At 70.1% G+C, this 16,626-nt stretch carries 16 protein-coding genes; 12 read left to right on the plus strand and 4 right to left on the minus strand.

What is annotated here, in order from left to right; genetic code table 11:
- Window positions 1–27: 27 nt before the first annotated feature.
- A complete protein-coding gene (locus ACSQ4M_RS10830; RefSeq protein ID WP_436189540.1) occupies window positions 28–528 on the minus strand; it encodes a hypothetical protein in 501 nt (166 codons plus the stop codon).
- Between the two features lie 119 nt (window positions 529–647).
- Between ACSQ4M_RS10830 and ACSQ4M_RS10835 the strand changes: the two genes are divergently transcribed.
- The 5 genes from ACSQ4M_RS10835 to ACSQ4M_RS10855 all read left to right on the plus strand — a co-directional run bounded on the left by ACSQ4M_RS10835 (window position 648) and on the right by ACSQ4M_RS10855 (window position 5,899).
- Window positions 648–2,165, plus strand: a complete 1,518-nt coding sequence (locus tag ACSQ4M_RS10835) for an amidohydrolase family protein (RefSeq protein WP_436189541.1) — start codon at window positions 648–650, stop codon at window positions 2,163–2,165.
- A gap of 22 nt (window positions 2,166–2,187) precedes the next feature.
- Window positions 2,188–3,279, plus strand: coding sequence for an ABC transporter substrate-binding protein (locus ACSQ4M_RS10840; RefSeq protein ID WP_436189542.1), 1,092 nt, complete (start codon window positions 2,188–2,190; stop codon window positions 3,277–3,279).
- A gap of 1 nt (window position 3,280) precedes the next feature.
- On the plus strand, window positions 3,281–4,150 hold the full coding sequence (locus ACSQ4M_RS10845) for an ABC transporter permease (protein ID WP_436189543.1): 870 nt from the start codon (window positions 3,281–3,283) through the stop codon (window positions 4,148–4,150).
- Window positions 4,147–4,959: an ABC transporter permease gene (locus ACSQ4M_RS10850; protein WP_436189544.1), complete on the plus strand. Its 813-nt coding sequence runs from the start codon at window positions 4,147–4,149 to the stop codon at window positions 4,957–4,959. The genes ACSQ4M_RS10845 and ACSQ4M_RS10850 overlap by 4 nt, the downstream gene beginning before the upstream one ends.
- Before the next feature lie 103 nt (window positions 4,960–5,062).
- The gene (locus ACSQ4M_RS10855) at window positions 5,063–5,899 is read left to right on the plus strand and encodes an ABC transporter ATP-binding protein (protein WP_436189545.1); all 837 of its coding nucleotides are present in this window, start codon (window positions 5,063–5,065) and stop codon (window positions 5,897–5,899) included.
- A gap of 3 nt (window positions 5,900–5,902) precedes the next feature.
- On the opposite strand, the gene ACSQ4M_RS10860 is transcribed toward ACSQ4M_RS10855, so the two are convergent.
- The gene (locus ACSQ4M_RS10860; protein WP_436189546.1) at window positions 5,903–6,829 is read right to left on the minus strand and encodes a VTT domain-containing protein; all 927 of its coding nucleotides are present in this window, start codon (window positions 6,827–6,829) and stop codon (window positions 5,903–5,905) included.
- 348 nt (window positions 6,830–7,177) lie between these two features.
- On the opposite strand from ACSQ4M_RS10860, the gene ACSQ4M_RS10865 reads away from it, so the two are divergent.
- The gene (locus tag ACSQ4M_RS10865) at window positions 7,178–8,305 is read left to right on the plus strand and encodes an IS5 family transposase (RefSeq protein ID WP_436189547.1); all 1,128 of its coding nucleotides are present in this window, start codon (window positions 7,178–7,180) and stop codon (window positions 8,303–8,305) included.
- 20 nt (window positions 8,306–8,325) lie between these two features.
- Here the strand turns inward: ACSQ4M_RS10865 and ACSQ4M_RS10870 are convergent, their stop codons facing one another.
- Window positions 8,326–9,003 carry an NUDIX hydrolase gene (locus ACSQ4M_RS10870; RefSeq protein WP_436189548.1) on the minus strand — a complete coding sequence of 226 codons (678 nt, stop codon included), beginning with the start codon at window positions 9,001–9,003 and terminating at the stop codon, window positions 8,326–8,328.
- Between the two features lie 128 nt (window positions 9,004–9,131).
- On the opposite strand from ACSQ4M_RS10870, the gene ACSQ4M_RS10875 reads away from it, so the two are divergent.
- Genes ACSQ4M_RS10875 through yiaA form a run of 5 tightly spaced genes read left to right on the plus strand, consistent with a single transcriptional unit; the run spans window position 9,132 to window position 14,632 of the window.
- On the plus strand, window positions 9,132–10,037 hold the full coding sequence (locus ACSQ4M_RS10875; RefSeq protein WP_436189549.1) for a cysteine hydrolase: 906 nt from the start codon (window positions 9,132–9,134) through the stop codon (window positions 10,035–10,037).
- Between the two features lie 31 nt (window positions 10,038–10,068).
- A complete protein-coding gene (pncB, locus tag ACSQ4M_RS10880) occupies window positions 10,069–11,283 on the plus strand; it encodes a nicotinate phosphoribosyltransferase (protein WP_436189550.1) in 1,215 nt (404 codons plus the stop codon).
- A gap of 24 nt (window positions 11,284–11,307) precedes the next feature.
- Window positions 11,308–13,026, plus strand: coding sequence for an NAD+ synthase (locus ACSQ4M_RS10885; RefSeq protein ID WP_436189551.1), 1,719 nt, complete (start codon window positions 11,308–11,310; stop codon window positions 13,024–13,026).
- A gap of 11 nt (window positions 13,027–13,037) precedes the next feature.
- Entirely contained in the window at window positions 13,038–14,192 is a 1,155-nt protein-coding gene (locus ACSQ4M_RS10890) for an adenylyltransferase/cytidyltransferase family protein (RefSeq protein WP_436189552.1), read from the plus strand.
- Window positions 14,189–14,632 (plus strand): inner membrane protein YiaA, encoded by a 444-nt coding sequence (gene yiaA / locus ACSQ4M_RS10895; protein ID WP_436189553.1) that lies wholly within the window; start codon window positions 14,189–14,191, stop codon window positions 14,630–14,632. Before ACSQ4M_RS10890 ends, yiaA begins: the two co-directional genes overlap by 4 nt.
- Before the next feature lie 10 nt (window positions 14,633–14,642).
- On the opposite strand, the gene ACSQ4M_RS10900 is transcribed toward yiaA, so the two are convergent.
- On the minus strand, window positions 14,643–15,557 hold the full coding sequence (locus tag ACSQ4M_RS10900; protein WP_436189554.1) for a LysR substrate-binding domain-containing protein: 915 nt from the start codon (window positions 15,555–15,557) through the stop codon (window positions 14,643–14,645).
- 102 nt (window positions 15,558–15,659) lie between these two features.
- Here ACSQ4M_RS10900 and ACSQ4M_RS10905 point away from each other — a divergent pair, with 102 nt between their 5' ends.
- Entirely contained in the window at window positions 15,660–16,622 is a 963-nt protein-coding gene (locus ACSQ4M_RS10905) for a tripartite tricarboxylate transporter substrate binding protein (protein WP_436189555.1), read from the plus strand.
- The last annotated feature ends 4 nt before the right edge of the window (window positions 16,623–16,626 follow it).

Here is a 16,626-nt window from a genome sequence, read left to right on the forward strand (position 1 = left end):
GCGGCCGGTGCAGCCCGGCACCCGCGCCTAGCGCATGTTGCGGAATTGCCGCGGGTCCATGCCGATCTCGGTGCGCCGCACCCGGCCGGCGGGATCGAAGTAGACGTAGAACATCTGGTCCACCATGCCGCCGCGCCAGCGGTAGGTCCAGACCGGTCCGTCCCAGCGCCCGACCGCCCCCACGTAGCCCGGCGGGCCGAACTCGCGGTCGATGTCGGCCTGGGTCCAGCTGCCGTCCAGCGCGATGCGCGCAAAGTCGTTCTCGTTGAGTACCTGGCGCGCCTGCAGCACGCGGCCTGCGGCGTCGATGTCCACCATCACCACCTCCTGGCCCAGCGGCTGGAAGCTGTATTGCAGCCGCTCGCCCTGGGCCAGCGGCAGGACGCGCGTGGGCTGGCCCCAGCGCGACAGCACCTCGGCACGCGGCATGCCGGGTTTCAGGCTCTCGACGGTGCCGCAGGCAACGAGCAGGGCGGCGAGAAGGGCGGCGAGTAGGGGGGCGCTCCAGCGCAGGAGGGGGTGGGCCATGGTGCCGCGCAGCTTACGTCTTATCCGTTCTGCACGCATGCACATGCGAAAGCCTTCGTTTGCACGGGGCTGACCGGCTTCGAAGATGCGCTGACCGATTCCATCCAAGGAGCACCCGCGTGAACACCCGCCTGAACCCCGCCAAGGCTTCGCGTTCGGCCGCCGTCAAGGCGCGGCTGGACCACCCCGTCATCGACACCGATGTGCACGTAAACGACTACGCGCCGGTGCTGGAGGACTACATCGCCCAGTACGGCGGCCCCAAGCTGGTCGATGCGCTGCGCAAGGCGCTGGGCGGCCGCTTCGTCACACGCGACGGCGGTGGCAAGGACTGGTACCAGCAGACGGCGGAGGAGCGCGCCCACCACCGCACGCTGCGCGCCCCCTGGTGGGCCCGCGTGACGCGCAATACCTACGACCTGGCCACCTACACGATTCCGGCGCTGCTGTACGAGCGCCTGGCGGAGCAGGGCTCGGACTACTCGGTGCTGTTCCCCAACGATGTGCTGTCGCCGGCCGCGGCCGGCAGCGAGTACCGCCAGCCGCTGCACCGCGCGCTGAACCACTTCCACGCCGACCAGTACCGCGCCTATGCCGATCGGCTCACGCCCGTGGCCGGCATCCCGATGCACAACCCCAAGGAGGCCATCGAGGAACTGGAGTTCGCCATCAAGACGTTGGGCCTGAAGGTGGCCAACATCCCGGGCGGCGTGCGCCGGCCGATCCCGGCGATTGCCGAGAAGTACCCGGCCAAGGACCACCCCGAGATCGCCAGGCACGCGACCTACACCGACTTCTACGGCATCGACAGTCCGCACGACTACGACCCGTTCTGGGCCAAGGTGGTCGAGCTCGGCGTGCCCGTGACCACGCACTACGGCAGCCAGGGCTGGACCGGCCGCCACTCCACCAGCAACTACATGTTCAACCACATCGGCCACTTCGCCGATGGCTCGCAGGCGTTTGCCAAGGCGCTGTTCTTCGGCGGCGTCACGCGGCGCTTCCCGGGCCTGCGCGTGGCGCTGCTGGAGGGCGGGGCCGACTGGGGCTCGCATGTGTTCACCCACCTGGTGGACCGCTGGGAGAAGCGCAACCGCGATGCCGTGCGCAACTACGACCCCGCCGCCGTCGATGTCGACCTGCTGGCCGCGCTGTTCGACCAGCACGGCGCCGATCTGCTGCAGGGCCGCGCGGTGGACAAGGCCACGCTGGTGCGCGACAGCCTGGGTATCTCGGCCTTGCCGCACAGCCGCGAGCCGAACGACAGCGAGATCGACGACTTCGCGCTGGCCGGCATCGAGAGCGTGGACGACATCCGCGCGCGCTGGGTCGATCCGTTCTTCTTCGGCTCGGAGGCCGACGACCGCACCGTGGCCGCCGCCTTCAACCACCGCGTGCACCCGGGCGGCGTGAAGATCAACGCGATCTGGTCGTCCGACGTGGGCCACTGGGACGTGCCCGAGTTCACCGAGCCGCTGGCCGAGACCTGGGACCTGGTGGAGCAGGGCGTGCTCTCGGCGCAGGACTTCCGCGCCTTCACCTTCGGCAACCCGCTGCGCTTTTACACCGAGGCCAATCCGCACTTCTTCGACGGCACGGCCGTGGGCCGCCAGCTGGCCCTTGCGTCCGCCACCTGAACCGTTTTCCAAGGATTTCCGCATGTTCTCGACCAAGCAAGTCTTCAAGGGCTGGGCCGCCGCACTGGCGCTGTTCGGCGCATTCACCGCGGCGCAGGCCGCGCCCGAGGTCATCCGCATCGGCGTGGCCACGGCCGGCGGTGGCGATCCCGTCACCTGGGGCGGCTCGCCCGGCGGCGTGGCGCGCAACCAGCAGTGGCTGGAACAGGAGTTCAAGGGCTCGGGCATCAAGATCGAGTGGCTGTTCTTCAAGGGCGCGGGCCCGGCCGTCAACGAGGCGCTGTCGAACAAGCAGATCGACTTTGCCTACCAGGGCGACCTGCCTTCGCTCGTGGGCCGCGCCAACGGCCTGAACACCCGGCTGCTGCTGGCCAGCGGCACGCGCAACAACCTCTACGTGGTGGTGCCGCCCCAGTCCGCCATCCAGTCGATCAAGGACCTCAAGGACCGCAAGGTCTCGATCTTCCGCGGCACCAACGGCCACCTGGTCGCGATCAACGTGCTGGCCGCCAACGGCCTCACCGAGCGCGACATCAAGGGCGTGAACCTGGACACCGGCAGCGCCCAGGCGGCGCTGGTCTCCAGCGGCGTCGATGCGGCCTTCGGCGGCAGCGAGTGGTTCAAGGTGCGCGACCAGGGGCTGGCCCGCATCGTCTATTCCACCCAGGGCCAGGACCCGGCCTACACGCGCCAGGCCGCGCTGCTCGTGCACGGCGAGTTCGAGAAAGCCAACCCGGCCGAGGTGCAGCGCGTGGTCGACGTGTTCGTGCGCGCCGCCAAGTGGGCTTCCGACGAGAAGAACCGCGAGGAACTGTTCGCGACCTGGGCCAAGAGCGGCACGCCAGCCGCCTCGTACAAGGCGGAGTTCGAGAACCAGTCGCTGGCCGAGCGCAATTCGCCGCTGCTCGACGCGTTCCTGAACGCCCGCTACAAGGCCGTGGTCGACGACGCACTCAAGCTCAAGCTGATCCGCCGCAGCGTGACCGTGGACGACTGGTTCGAGCCGAAGTACCTGCAGGCCGCGCTCAAGAAGCAGGGCCTGGAGAACCACTGGACGGCCTACGACGCCAAGGGCAAGCCCGTGGCGGGCAGCGCCTCGGTCGCCGCACGCTGAGATGGGCGTCGAGCAGACCTTCGTGCCGCTGCTGACGGGCGGGGCGCTGGCCGCGTCGTCGCTGCCCGCGCCGGCTGTCCCTGCTGCGCCGGCCGCGCCCGCCGCCGTGCCGCGCACGGCAGCACGCTTGCGCGGCGACGCGCTGCTGCCCTGGCTGCTGCCGGCGGCCCTGCTGGGGCTGTGGTTCCTGGGCGCTGCCCAGGGCTGGATCTCGCCCCAGGTGCTGCCGCCACCGCAATTCGTCTGGGAGACGCTGCGCGACCTGGCCACCAGCGGCGACCTGTGGCTGCACGTCTCGGCCAGCCTGCAGCGCGTGCTGGTCGGCTTCGCGGCCGGCGCGCTGCTGGGCCTGGCGCTGGGTTCGGCCATGGGCTTGTCGCGCAACGCGGAGGCCTACCTGCTGCCCAGCTTCAATGCGCTGGTGCAGATCCCGGTGCTGGGCTGGCTGCCCTTCGTGCTGCTGCTGGTCGGCATCGGCGAGCCGCTCAAGTACATCCTGATCGCCAAGGCCGCGCTGGTGCCGGTGGCGCTCAACACCTTGCAGGGCTTTCGGCAGACGCCTTTGAGCCTGCGCGAGGTCGGCCGCGTCTATGGCTACACACCACGCCAGCAGGTGCTCGAGATTGTTCTGCCGCATGCCGTGCCCACGCTGTTCACCGGTCTGCGCCTGGGCTTCACCAAGGCCTGGCTGTCGCTGGTGGTGGTCGAGCTGGTCGCCTCCAGCGAGGGCCTGGGCTACCTGATCGTCTACGGCCGCCAGCTGTTCCAGCTGGACCAGGTGATGGCCGCCGTGATCGTGGTCGGCGCCATCGGCTACGCCATCGACCGGGTGCTGGACTGGGCCGAGCGCCGCGTGAAGGGGACAACATGAGCGTCGCGACGGAACGTGCGGAGCTGTCCGCGCTCGCGCCGCTCAAGCCGCAAGCGACAGGCCGCTGGCGCGGCTTCGTGCTGCCGGTGGCGGCCATCGCGCTGTGGTCGCTGGCCGCCAGCTTCGAACTCGTGAACTCGGCGCTGCTGGTGGCGCCGGGCAAGGTGCTGGCCACGGCCTGGGAGCAGATCGAGACCGGGCGGCTGTGGCGCGCGCTGTCGGCCAGCCTGGCGCGCGAAGCCACGGGCTTCATGATCGGCACGCTGGGCGGCCTCGTGCTGGGGGCCTTGCTGGGCCTGTCGCCGCTGTTCAACCGCCTCGTCGGCCCCAGCTTCAACACCTTCAAGCAGATCTCGCTGTTCGCCTGGATCCCGCTGATCTCGGTCTGGTTCGGCCTGGGCGACGTGGCCAAGGTGGTGTTCCTGTCGCTGGCCGCGCTGGTGCCGGTGGTGGTCAACACCTGCGACGGCATCCGCACCACGCCCAAGGCGCTGCTGGAGGTCGCGCGCGTCTATGGCTTCACGCGCTGGCAGACCGTCACGCAGGTGGTGCTGCCCTCGGCGCTGCCGGCGATCTTCACGGGCGTCTACCTCGCGCTGGTCTATTCCTGGCTGGCCACCATCGGCGCCGAGTACCTGCTGGTGGCCGGCAAGGGCATCGGCAACACGCTGATCGAGGGCAGCGAGCATTTCCGCATGGACCTCGTGCTGTTCGGCATGGTGGTCATCGGCTCGGTGGGCTGGGCGATGAACGCCTCGGCCCGTTGGTTGGAGCGCCGGCTGGCGCGTTGGTTGGGGAGAGCCGCATGAGCGCCAGGACGAGGGGCCCCGCTTGCGGGGATCGGCCCAGCATATGCGGCAGGGGCGCCGACAGCACGCCCGTCGAACAAGCACAACTGAAAGGAGGCGCCGCATGACTGTTGTCGCTGCCGAGAACGAACTGCACATCCGCGCCCTGGGCAAGCGCTACGCGAGCACCCAGGCCGCCGGCGGCGAGCTGCAGGTGCTGGAGAACATCGACCTGCACGTGCCGGCCGGCCGCTTCGTGAGCATCGTGGGCGCCAGCGGCTGCGGCAAGTCCACGCTGCTGCGCCTGGTGCTGGGCCTGGAGGACCAGTACGAGGGCCGCATCGAGCTCGACGGCCAACCCATCGTGGGCACCGGCCCCGAGCGCGGCATCGTGTTCCAGGACCACCGGCTGTTCCCCTGGCTCAACGTGGAGCAGAACATCGCCGTGGGCCTGCGCAACGCACAGCTCACGCCGGCCGAGAAGCGCACGCGCGTGGCCGAGCATGTGGCGCTGGTCGGGCTGCAGGGTTTCGAGCAGTCCTTCCCGCACCAGATCTCGGGCGGCATGGCGCAGCGCGTGGCGATCGCGCGTGGCCTCGTCAACCGGCCGCGCCTGCTGCTGCTGGACGAGCCCTTCGGCGCGCTCGACGCGCTGACGCGCGCGCGCCTGCAGAACGAGCTGCAGCGCATCTGGCAGGCCGAGCGCATCACCATGCTGCTGGTCACGCATGATGTGGAGGAGGCCGTGTTCCTGGCCGACCAGGTGGTGGTGATGCAACCGCACCCGGGCCGCATCCGGCGCATCGTCGACGTGGACCTGCCGCACCCGCGCCACCGCAGCGACCCGCGCTTCATCGCGCTGCGCGACGACGTGCTCTCGGACTTCCTGGAGCCCGGTGCATTGCCGGTGGAGACGCCGCCGGTGCCGGTCGGGCCCGGCGGCTGGCGGCTGGCCTGGTAGGGGTCAGGTCGTTGCCAGCGGGCGCCCGGCGGCCAGCCAGGCGTCCACGCCGCCCCGCAGCGGCAGCACGCGCGTGAAGCCCTGGCGCTGCAGCCGCTGGGCCACCTGCACGGCCGAGACCTCGTTCGGGCAGGCGCAATAGACCACCAGCAGGGTGTCGCGCGCCAGTGCGTCCAGTTCGCCCGGCAGGTTCTTGCCCTGCATCTGCAGCGCGCCGGGGATGCGGCCGTGCGGCAGGCTGCCGGGCACGCGCACGTCGAGCAGCACGGCGGGCTCGCCGCTGTCCATGTGCGCGGCCAGGGTCTCCACGCTGATGCGTTCGCTTGCCAGCTGGCGCTGGAACTGGCGCCGCTGCCACCACTTGGATGCCACGAAGGCCAGCACGGCCGCCAGCAGCAGCGCCAGGCCCCAGCGGCCCAGTTCGCTCAGCGTGGCCAGCGCATCCTCGATGGCCGACGCAAACAGCCAGCCCAGCGCCAGCCCCAGCCCGATCCACAGCGCGCTGCCGATGGCGTCGAACAGCACGAAGGTGGCGCGCCGGATGTGCAGCGCACCCGACAGCGCCGTGGACACCGAGGCGAAGCCCGGCACGAACTTGGCGACCATCAGCGAGGCCGGGCCGAAGCGCAGGAAGATGGATTCGGTCTGGCGCACGCAGCTGTCCGGCGTCAGCGAGACCGTGCACATTAAGCGCAGCACGCGCCGGCCCAGGCGCTCGCCGGCCCAGTACCAGAGGTTGTCGGCGATCAGCGTGGCCGCCATGGCGGCGGCGAATAGCGGCGCCAGCGCAAGTTCGCCGCGCGCGGCCAGCGTGCCGCCCAGCATCAGCACGGGGAAGGCGGGGATCGGCGCGCCGAGCTGCTCGATGAGCACCATGGCGAACACGAAGGCGATGCCGTACTGGGCGAGGGTCTGGAGCAGGAAGTCCACGGGAGATGGGGTGGGCGAAAGGCGCGAGTGTGCCCTGGCGGCGGCCGGCGTGCAGCGCTCAGAAGCTGTGGATGAACCGATCGCGTCCACGACGGGGTGCGCCGGGCCACAGGCGTAGGCGCAGTCCGCCGCCCGGGCTCGTGCCCGGGCAAGGCCTGCAACGCCCGCATGTGGCCCGGCGTGCCCCGGCCCGAAGGGCGAGGCCCCTGGCGCGACGAAGGCAATGGACGCTGGCGGTCACGGGGTCTCGCGTGGTCGTGAGGGATTCGTTCACAGCTTCTCAGAGGGTGTATCTGAATTAAAATACCCTGCGCGCCCTCTCGGTTCTGGGAGCGCAGGAGGTGACGAGTGGACACGGGGACGAGCAAGAAGCAACCCGGCAGGCCAGCACTGCTGCAAGCGCAGGACCTGCGCGCATTGGTGGAGCTGGCGCTGCGCATGCCGCAGTCGTCGATGGATGAGCTCACCCGCGAGTTCGTTCGCCACACGGGCATCGATGTCTGCTCGGCGACGATTCGCAAGGCGCTGAAGAAGGCGGGAGTCAAGCGCGTGCGCCCGCCTCGCGGCGCCAGCACGCGTGCGGCGGTCCAGGGCTCGGCTCCGCAGCGCTACGGCTACACGACAGCGCACCGCCGGCAAGCCAAGCCTGGCGGCATGAACACGGACCTGACCGATGCCGAGTGGGCTCTCGTGCATGACCTGTTTGAGCGCGAAGGTGGGCGCGGCAAGCCGATCACGCACGCGCGCCGCGACATTGCCAACGCCTGCATGTACATCGTGCGCACCGGCTGCGCGTGGCGCTTGCTGCCCGGCAACTTTCCGCCTTGGCGTGCGGTGTACTCGGCCTTTCGCGGCTGGGCACGCGCCGGCACCTTCGAGGCCATGCACGACCGGTTGCGCCAACAGTGGCGCGACCGCGTGGGCAAGGCACCCGAACCCACGGCGGCCATCATCGATTCGCAAAGCACGCGCAGCACCCCGCAGGGCGCAGACACCGGCTTCGATGCCGGCAAAAAGGTCAAGGGCCGCAAGCGCCACTTGGTGGTCGACACGCTGGGGCTGCTGCTGGCTGTGACCGTCACGGCTGCCAGCGTGCAGGATCGCGACGGGGCCGCATCCGTGGTGGCCCAAGCCTGCGCCAAGGTGACGGGCCTCAAGAGGCTGTACGCAGACTCGGCCTACGGCGGTCAGTGCGCCATGGACCTGGAGAAGACGCATGGCATCGCCGTAGAGATCGTCCGCAGACCTTCGAATCGCGTGACGGGCACGTTTGTTGTCGAGCAGCAGCAACTGTGGCCCGAGGCCCCAGCCAAGGGCTTCATCGTGCAAGCCAAGCGCTGGGTGGTCGAGCGCACCCACGCATGGAACGAGCGTGCGCGCAGGCTGATCGCTCACCATGACCGCTCCAACTGGGCGCCTGTGGCCTGGGTCTGGCTCGCAGAAGCGCGTATGCTCGCAACTAGGCTGGCCGGGTAAATCATTTTAGATACACCCTCTCAGCGCGGCAGCAGCGACGGACCGAGCTGCGCGCTGCCGCGGCCGCTCACCTGGCGGTAGACCTTGGCCGGTTTTCCGCCAGCGGACTGCAGTCTGCCGGTGGGCTCCAGGATGTCCATCTCGACCATGCGGCGCTCGAATCCGCGCGGCTCCAGCGTACCGCCCAGCACCTGCTCGTAGATCGCGCGCAGCTGCGACATCGTGACCTCAGCCGGGGCCAGGTACAGCGGCAGCGCCGAGTAGCTGGTCTTGGAGCGCACCCGTTCCAGTGCCGTGGCCAGGATGCGGCCGTGGTCGAAGGGCAGCGCGCGCACCGCGTCCACCGGCTCCCAGCGGAACGCCGCGTTGCCCGCTGGTGCCACGTGCGCGGGCACCAGCGCGTAGTAGACGATGGAGGCGGACCAGCCGCGCGCATCGCGTGTCGCGTCCGCGAAGGTGTACAGCTGTTCGAGGTAGGGCGAGGCCACGCCGGCCTTGTCGCGCAGCACGCGCCGTGCGGTGTCCTCGGCGTTCAGGTCTTCCTCCGGGCGCACGAAGCCCCCTGGAAGCGTCCAGGCCCCGAAGAAGGGCTCGTCGGGATTCGCGCGCCGCGCGAGGCCCACATGCAGGGCGCCGTCGACCAGCGCCAGCAGGACCACGTCGACCATCAGCAACGGGAGCTTGTGCGGGGTAGTCATGCCGAATTATGGCGCCAGCGCTGAAAGATTCTTGAGATTCGACACTCTGACAATGGCTACTTAGCGCACAAACGCCGAAAGTGATCTACACTGGCCACCACCAGGGAACCGAACCGGAGAACAGCACCATGACGCAGCCCGCGAAGCTCTTGCTCATCGACGCGCAGAACGACTTCTGCGACACCCCCGCGGACCTGCGGCCCGTGATGGGGGAGGCGATGGTCGACGGCCGCCGCGTCCCGCTGCGCGAGGCCCCGGCCCTGGCGGTCGCCGGTGCCCACCTGGACATGCTGCGCATGGCCGGCTTCATCGCCGACGCGGGCCCGTACCTGGAGCACATCGTCGCGACGCTGGACGCGCATCCCTTCGTCGCCATCGAGCGCACCACGTTCTGGCGCGCTGCCGATGGCAGCGAAGTGGCCCCCTTCACCGAGATCACCGCGCGCAGCGTGCTCGCCGGCACGTATACGCCGGTCGGGCCGGACCGCATCGACCCGGCCAGCGGCCAGCGCCTGCTGGACCGCGTGGTCGAACTGCTGGGCCGGCTGGAGCAGGCCGGCCGCTTCAGGCTCATGGCCTGGCCCGTGCACTGCGTCACCGCGACCTGGGGCGCGGCGCTGCACCCCGCCATCGCCCAGGCACTCAACGCGTGGGAGCGCGCATCGCACAACCCGGTACACAAGGTGCACAAGGGCGAGTACGCGCTGGCCGAGCACTACGGCGTGTTCGAGGCCGAGACGCCGCTCGCCGAAGTCGCGTCGACGCGCTTCAACACCGCCCTGGCAGACGAGCTGCGCTGCGCGCTGCTGTTCATCGGCGGCGAAGCCTCCAGCCACTGCGTTGCCAGGAGCTACGACCAGCTCGTCGCGCACCGCGGGACGGGCGCGGGCATCGTCCTGCTGAGCGACTGCATGAGCCCCGTCGCCGGTTTCGAGCCCGCGCATGCGGCCTTCCTCGACCGGGCCCGGGCTGCCGGCAGCCTGCTGATGACGGCCAGCGAAGCCCGGAACCTGTTGCGCCCCCGCGCCGGCTGAACCCACCCCGATCCACACCGAGGCCCCCACCATGTCCACCGCCACCTTCCGCCCCGTCATCGGCTCGCTGCTGGAGACCGACCTGTACAAGTTCACGATGCTGCAGGCCCTGCTGCACGCGTACCCGGCCAACGACGGCGAGTACCGCTTCGTCTGCCGCAATGCCACGGCCTTCCCGCTGGCCGAACTGGCCGACGAGGTGAACGCGCAGCTGGACCACCTGTGCCGGCTGCGCTTTCAGCGCGAGGAACTCGGCTACCTGGCCGGCCTGCGCTTCATCAAGCCCGATTTCGTCCAGTTCCTGCGGATCTTCCAGTTCAACCGCGACTTCATCGAGGCCCGCGCCGACGGCGCGCAGCTGTCCATCGTCGCAAGGGGGCCGCAGGTGCATGTGATGGGCTTCGAGATCTACGTGCTGGCCATCGTCAACGAGCTGTACTTCCGGCGTGTCGGCGGCGACCTCGCCGAGGGCCGCGCGCGCCTGGCGGCGAAGATCGCGCTGCTCCAAGACTTCGGGGCAGAACTGCAGGGTCCGGCCATGGCCGGCTGGGGCCCCTTCGAGTTCTTCGACTTCGGCGTGCGCCGCCGCTTCAGCGGTGCCTGGCAGGAGGAGGTGGTGGCCACGCTCAAGGACCGGGTGCCCGAGTACTTCAAGGGCACCTCCAATGTCCACCTGGCCAGGAAGTACGGCCTGGTCCCGATCGGCACCATGGCCCACGAGTACCTGCAGACCTTCCAGGCGGTCGGCGTGCAGCTCAAGCAGTTCCAGAAAGCCGCGCTGGAAGCCTGGGTGCAGGAGTACCGGGGCGACCTGGGCATCGCGCTGACCGACGTGGTCGGCATGGATGCCTTCCTGCAGGATTTCGACGGCTACTACGCGGCGCTGTTCTCCGGCCTGCGCCACGACAGCGGCGACCCCGTGGTCTGGGGTGAAAAGGCGCTGGCCCACTACGCCCGGCTGCGCATCGACCCGCAGACCAAGCGCCTGACCTTCTCCGACGGCCTGGATGTACCCAAGGCGCTCGCGCTGTTCCGCCACTTCGGCGGCCGCACGAAGCTGGGCTTCGGCATCGGCACCAACCTGACGAACGATGTCGGTCCCAGGCCCTTGAACATCGTGATGAAGCTCGTGTCCTGCAACGACCAGCCCGTGGCCAAGCTGGCCGACAGCCCGGGCAAGACGCTCTGCGACGACGCCACTTTCCTGGCCTACCTGCGCAGCGTGTTCAGGCACGCCGCCGTGTAGTCGCCGCCGAGAACGGAGCACAGGATGACAAGCAAGCTGAACATCGCCATCGGGCAGCTGAACCCCACCATCGGCGACCTGCAGGGCAACATCGCACTCATGCTGGCCGCGGCCCGCGAGGCCGAACGCGACGGCGCCGACATCGTCGTGTTCCCCGAGCTGTGCCTGACCGGCTACAGCCCGGCCGACCTGCTGGATGACGCCGACTTCGCCCACCGGCTGCGCGTGGCCAGCGCGGAACTGCGCGCGGCCTCTCGCGCAACCCCCGCCTTGCACTGGGTCGTGGGCCTGCCCGTGGAGCGCCAGGCCCCCGGCGGCAAGCGCTACTACAACGCGCTGCAGGTCCTGCGCGACGGCGCCGTGCTGCACGAGCAGTACAAGCAGCTGCTGCCCACCTACGGCGTGTTCGACGAAGGCCGCCACTTCGCGCCGGGCCCGGATGCCGCCCAGGTCCTGCGCATCGGCATGGCCAGGGTGGGCTTCCTCGTCTGCGAGGATGGCTGGAACGACGAGGGCAAGGACTACCCGGTCAACCCCTACCAGCGCCTGGCCGACGCCGCGGTGGATCTCGTCGTCTCGGTCAATGCCAGCCCGAGCCAGAAGGGCAAGCGCCAGCTGCGCCACGCGCTTTTCTCCAGGGCCTGCGCGCGCCACGGGCTGGCGCTGCTGTATGTCGTCCAGGTCGGTGGCCACGACCAGCTGGTCTACGATGGCGCCAGCTTCGCGGTCGAGGCCGATGGCCGCATCGTCTACGAGGCTGCACGCTTCGCGCCCGAGCTGCGCACGCTGCAGTTCGACATTGCCACGCGCCGCTTCGGCCGGGCCGACGGCGAGCCTCTTGCGGCCGTGGACGCGGCCGGCCTGCCGGTGCTGGAGTTCTACCGCCAGCAGATCGTGCTGGGCCTGCGCGACTACGCGCGCCGCTGCGGCTTCAGCCAGGTGCTGGTCGGCTGCTCGGGCGGCATCGACAGCGCGCTGACGCTGGCCCTGGCCGTGGAAGCGATGGGTGCACCCAGCGTGGTGGCCATCACCATGCCGAGCGTCTACTCCAGCGAGGGCAGCGTCGCCGATTCGGTGGACCTGTGCGAGAGGCTCGGCATCGAACTGCTGCAGGTGCCGATCCAGGGCATCGTCGCGCAGGTGTCGGCCACGCTGCGCGATGCCATCGGCGAGGGGCCGCGCGGCCTGGCGCTGGAGAACCTGCAGGCCCGCACCCGCGGCACGCTGCTCATGACCTACTCCAACCAGTACGGACAGCTGCTGCTGACCACGGGCAACAAGTCGGAGATCTCCGTGGGTTACTGCACGCTCTACGGCGACACCAACGGCGGCCTCGGCCTCATCGGCGACCTGTACAAGACCGAGGTGTTCGCGCTGTCCCGCCACATCAACGCCACAGCGGGCCGCGAGATCGTTCCCACGGCCATCATCGACAAGGCGCCGTCGGCCGAACTGGCGCCCGGCCAGAAGGACGCCGACAGCCTGCCGCCCTACGCGGTGCTCGACGAGATCCTGAAGCTGCTCATCGAAGGCGAGCTGCTGGAGCCCGACGAACACCGTGCCGCCCACGCCGCGGTGCGCGCGCTGGCGGCGACGGCCGACGGCGCAGCCACCATCGCGCGCACGAAGGCGCTGATCGCCCGGTCCGAATACAAGCGCCGCCAGGCCCCGCCCATCATCCGCTTGCGTGCCCGGGCCTTCGGCAACGGCCGCCAGCTGCCGATCGCGGCCCGCCCCTACTGAGGACTCTCCACATGCTCCACCGCACCACGGCCGTCGTCATCGGCCGCTTCCAGCTGCCGCATCGGGCGCATCTGCGCCTGATCCAGGCGGCGCTGGACACCGCCGACCAGGTGGTCATCGTCATCGGATCGGCCTGGCGCTCGCGCAACCCGAAGAACCCGTTCGTCTTCGAAGAACGCCGCGCCATGTTGCTCGGCATGCTCGGCCCCGCGCAGCGCGCGCGCGTGCGCTTCACCGGTGTGCGCGATGTCTACGACGAGGCGCGTTGGGTGGCCATGGTCCGCGCGCGTGTCCAGGCCTTCTGCGCGCCGGGCGAGCCGGTCACGCTGGTCGGCCACCGCAAGGACGCGTCGAGCGACTACCTGCGCCGCTTTCCCGGCTGGGCCTGCACGGATGCCGGCAGTGTGCCGGACCTGGACTCCACCGCGCTGCGCGCCATGCTGTTCGGCAGCAACCAGCCGCTGGCGGACCGGCTCGAAGATCTGGCGCGCCACGTCCACGAAGGGGTGCTGCAGTACCTGTCGGCCTGGGCTGCCGCGTCCGGCTGCTTTTCCGAGCGCGCGGACGAGCACCGCGCCAACGCGGCCTATCAGCGCAAGTACCCCGGGCCGCTCTACCAGACCGGCGACGCCATCGTCGAGGCCGCAGGGCACTTCCTGCTCATTGAGCGCGGCGGTGCGCTGGGCCATGGCACCGTCGCGTTCCCGGGCGGCCACCAGGAGCCCGGCGAAAGCGGCCTGGACACCGCTCTGCGTGAGCTGGGCGAGGAAACCACGCTGGGCGTGCCGCGCGCGGTGCTGCAGGCCGCGCTGGTGGGCACGCGCAGCTTCGGTGACCCGGGCCGCAGCCCGCGCGGCCGCATCGTGACCACCGCCTGCCACTTCCGGCTGACGGGCCTCACTGCCGCGACGCTGCCGGTCGTGTACGGCCGCGACGACGCGAAGAACAAGCCCGCGCTGTGGGTGACGCGCGACGGGCTGGAGGCGTTGATGCACCGCTTCTTCGACGACCACGACGCGCTCGCGGAATTTGCCGCCGGCCCGCTGCAGCCGCTGGTGGAACGCCAGGCCCTGGCCAGCGCCGGGGAGGGCGCGCCCGGGGCTCCGCTGCACGCGCCACATGGCCCACAATCGCGCGTTCCAAACAGCGACCTGGGAGAACCATGAACAACCGCATCCAGATCCAGAAGCCCACCGCCGCCTTCGTCGGCGCATCGTGGGTTGCGCTGCTGCTCGGTGGCGCGGTCTACCTGCTCGGCCTGTGGAACGCCGGCATGGCGCTCAACGAGAAGGGCTACTACTTCACCCTGCTGATGTACGGCCTGTTCTCCGCGGTCTCGCTGCAGAAGTCGGTGCGCGACCGGCTGGAGGGCATTCCCGTTACCGGGATGTACTTCGCGCTGTGCTGGCTGTCCTTGGCGATCGCGGTGCTGCTGCTGGCGGTGGGCCTGTGGAATGCGACGCTCGCGTCCAGCGAGAAGGGCTTCTACGCCATGGCCTTCCTGCTGAGCCTGTTCGGCGGCGTCGCGGTGCAGAAGAACGTGCGCGACCTGGCCCAGTTCAAGGACGAGCCCGTGGCCGAGGGCGAGCCGCGGACGGAGGCCTGACACCCCGGACTCACCAGCCGCCGTCCCGGTCGGCGCGGTGAGCCTGGAAGCGGGCCAGCAGGAAGTCCACCAGCGCGCGCGTCTTGGCCGACAGGTGGCTGCGCGTGGGAAACACCGCATGGATGTCGGCCGCCGGCAGCTGCCATTGCGGCAGCACCGGCCGCAGCCGGCCCGAACGCAGCAGCGGCGCCACCTCCCAGAGTGAGCGCATCAGGATGCCGTGGCCGTCCAGCGCCCAGCCCACCACGCTCTCGCCGTCGTTGGCTGCCAGCGGGCCGCGCACCTTGACCTTCTCCGAACGCCCGCCGCACTGCAGCTGCCAGGTGCCGAAGGTCTCGTCGTGCTCGCGGATGAACAGACAGGCATGGCGCGCCAGTTCGCGTGGGTGCTCGGGCGTGCCGGCCGCGTCCAGGTAGGCGGCCGAGGCGCACAGCACGCGCCGGTTGTGCGCGAGCAGCCGCGCGGTGAGGTTGGAGTCCGGCAGGTCGCCGAGCCGGATCTGCAGGTCCAGGCCCTGGCCGACCAGGTCCACCGGCCGGTCGCTCAGCTGCAGCTGCACCTCGACGGCCGGGAACTGGCGTGCGAAGCCCGAGAGCGCCGGCGCGATGTGCTTGCGGCCGAAGCCCAGCGTGGCGGCCACGCGCAACAGGCCGGCCGGCTTCTCGCTGCTGCCCGAGACGGCGCGCTCCAGCGCCTCCAGGTCGGCCAGCACGCGCGCGCCCTCGACCAGGTACATCTCGCCCTCGGGCGTGAGGCCGATGCGCCGCGTGGTCCGCTGCAGCAGGCGCACGCCGAGCCGGCGCTCGATCGCGGCCAGCCGCTTGCTGACGGCGGCCGGCGTGTTGCCGAGTTCCTGCGCGGCGCTCGTGAAGTTGCCGGCCTTGACCAGCTGCGAGAAGAAAGCCAGGTCGGTGATCGCGCTCATTCGTAACCTGAAGGTTGAAGAACCTGTTCCGGATTGCTGAATTGTTTTCCTGAAGGTCAGCAATACGATACCAGCACCCCTTTGAAACGTGCTGGAGACCACATGCACCGCAGAACGCTTTTCGCCCTCCTGGCCGCCGCCGCATGCACCGCGCCCGCCTGGGCGCAGTCCTATCCGGAGCGGCCCGTCCGCCTGATCGTGCCGTATGCGCCGGGCGGCAGCGCCGACATCGTCGCGCGCCTGGTCAACGACGCCTGGGGCCAGGCCCTGGGCCGGCCCGTGATCATCGAGAACCGCGCCGGCGCCGGCGGCAACCTGGGCGTGGACGTGGTGGCCAAGGCCGCGCCCGATGGCTACACCATCGGCCTGCAGACCGTGTCGCTGGCCATCAACCCGGCGCTGACGCCCAAGATGCCGTACGACACGCTGAAGGACCTGGCGCCGTTCGGCATGGTCGCCACCTCGCAGCATGTGCTGGTGGTCAACGACAAGGTGCCCGCCAGGGACCTCAAGGAACTGATCGCACTGGCCAAGTCCAGGCCGGGCGGGCTGACCTACGCCTCGGCCGGCGGCGGCAGCACCTTCCACATGGCGGCCGAGCTGTTCAAGGCCGTCGGTGGGCTGGACATCGTGCACGTGCCCTACCGCGGTGGCGGCCCGGCCCTGGTCGACACCATCGGCGGCCAGGTGCAGATGGCGTTCCCGGTACTGTCGGCAGCGCAGGGCCATGTCCAGGCCGGCAAGCTGCGCGCCCTCGGCGTGACGGGGCCGCAGCGCTCGGCACTGTTGCCCGGCGTGCCCACGCTGGCCGAGGCCGGCCTGCCGGGCTATGCCTTCGAGACCTGGTTCATGGTGTTCGCGCCGGCCGGCACGCCCCAGCCCATCGTCGACAAGCTCAACGCCAGCCTGAACCAGGTGCTGGCCACCGAGACGGTCAAGGCGCGCATGGCCAAAGACGGCTTCGACCCGCTGGCCGCCAGCCCGGCCGAGGCCCGCCAGCGCCTGGCCACGGAGCTGCCGCGCTGGGCCAGGCTGATCAAGGAACGCGGCATCACCGCCGAATGAAGAA

Origin of the sequence: Pseudorhodoferax sp. LjRoot39 (genome assembly GCF_964253035.1) — a bacterium.
In the GTDB taxonomy this organism is placed as follows: Bacteria; Pseudomonadota; Gammaproteobacteria; order Burkholderiales; family Burkholderiaceae_C; genus Pseudorhodoferax.

What these genes read in the sequence shown, in the direction of transcription:
- ACSQ4M_RS10850 (WP_436189544.1), top strand. Translation starts at nt 4,147, where the DNA reads ATGAGCGTCGCGACGGAACGTGCGGAGCTGTCCGCGCTCGCGCCGCTC.
- ACSQ4M_RS10870 (WP_436189548.1), bottom strand. Translation starts at nt 9,003, where the DNA reads ATGACTACCCCGCACAAGCTCCCGTTGCTGATGGTCGACGTGGTCCTG.
- ACSQ4M_RS10845 (WP_436189543.1), top strand. Translation starts at nt 3,281, where the DNA reads ATGGGCGTCGAGCAGACCTTCGTGCCGCTGCTGACGGGCGGGGCGCTG.
- ACSQ4M_RS10900 (WP_436189554.1), bottom strand. Translation starts at nt 15,557, where the DNA reads ATGAGCGCGATCACCGACCTGGCTTTCTTCTCGCAGCTGGTCAAGGCC.
- yiaA (WP_436189553.1), top strand. Translation starts at nt 14,189, where the DNA reads ATGAACAACCGCATCCAGATCCAGAAGCCCACCGCCGCCTTCGTCGGC.
- ACSQ4M_RS10855 (WP_436189545.1), top strand. Translation starts at nt 5,063, where the DNA reads ATGACTGTTGTCGCTGCCGAGAACGAACTGCACATCCGCGCCCTGGGC.
- ACSQ4M_RS10875 (WP_436189549.1), top strand. Translation starts at nt 9,132, where the DNA reads ATGACGCAGCCCGCGAAGCTCTTGCTCATCGACGCGCAGAACGACTTC.
- ACSQ4M_RS10840 (WP_436189542.1), top strand. Translation starts at nt 2,188, where the DNA reads ATGTTCTCGACCAAGCAAGTCTTCAAGGGCTGGGCCGCCGCACTGGCG.
- pncB (WP_436189550.1), top strand. Translation starts at nt 10,069, where the DNA reads ATGTCCACCGCCACCTTCCGCCCCGTCATCGGCTCGCTGCTGGAGACC.
- ACSQ4M_RS10890 (WP_436189552.1), top strand. Translation starts at nt 13,038, where the DNA reads ATGCTCCACCGCACCACGGCCGTCGTCATCGGCCGCTTCCAGCTGCCG.
- ACSQ4M_RS10885 (WP_436189551.1), top strand. Translation starts at nt 11,308, where the DNA reads ATGACAAGCAAGCTGAACATCGCCATCGGGCAGCTGAACCCCACCATC.
- ACSQ4M_RS10905 (WP_436189555.1), top strand. Translation starts at nt 15,660, where the DNA reads ATGCACCGCAGAACGCTTTTCGCCCTCCTGGCCGCCGCCGCATGCACC.
- ACSQ4M_RS10830 (WP_436189540.1), bottom strand. Translation starts at nt 528, where the DNA reads ATGGCCCACCCCCTCCTGCGCTGGAGCGCCCCCCTACTCGCCGCCCTT.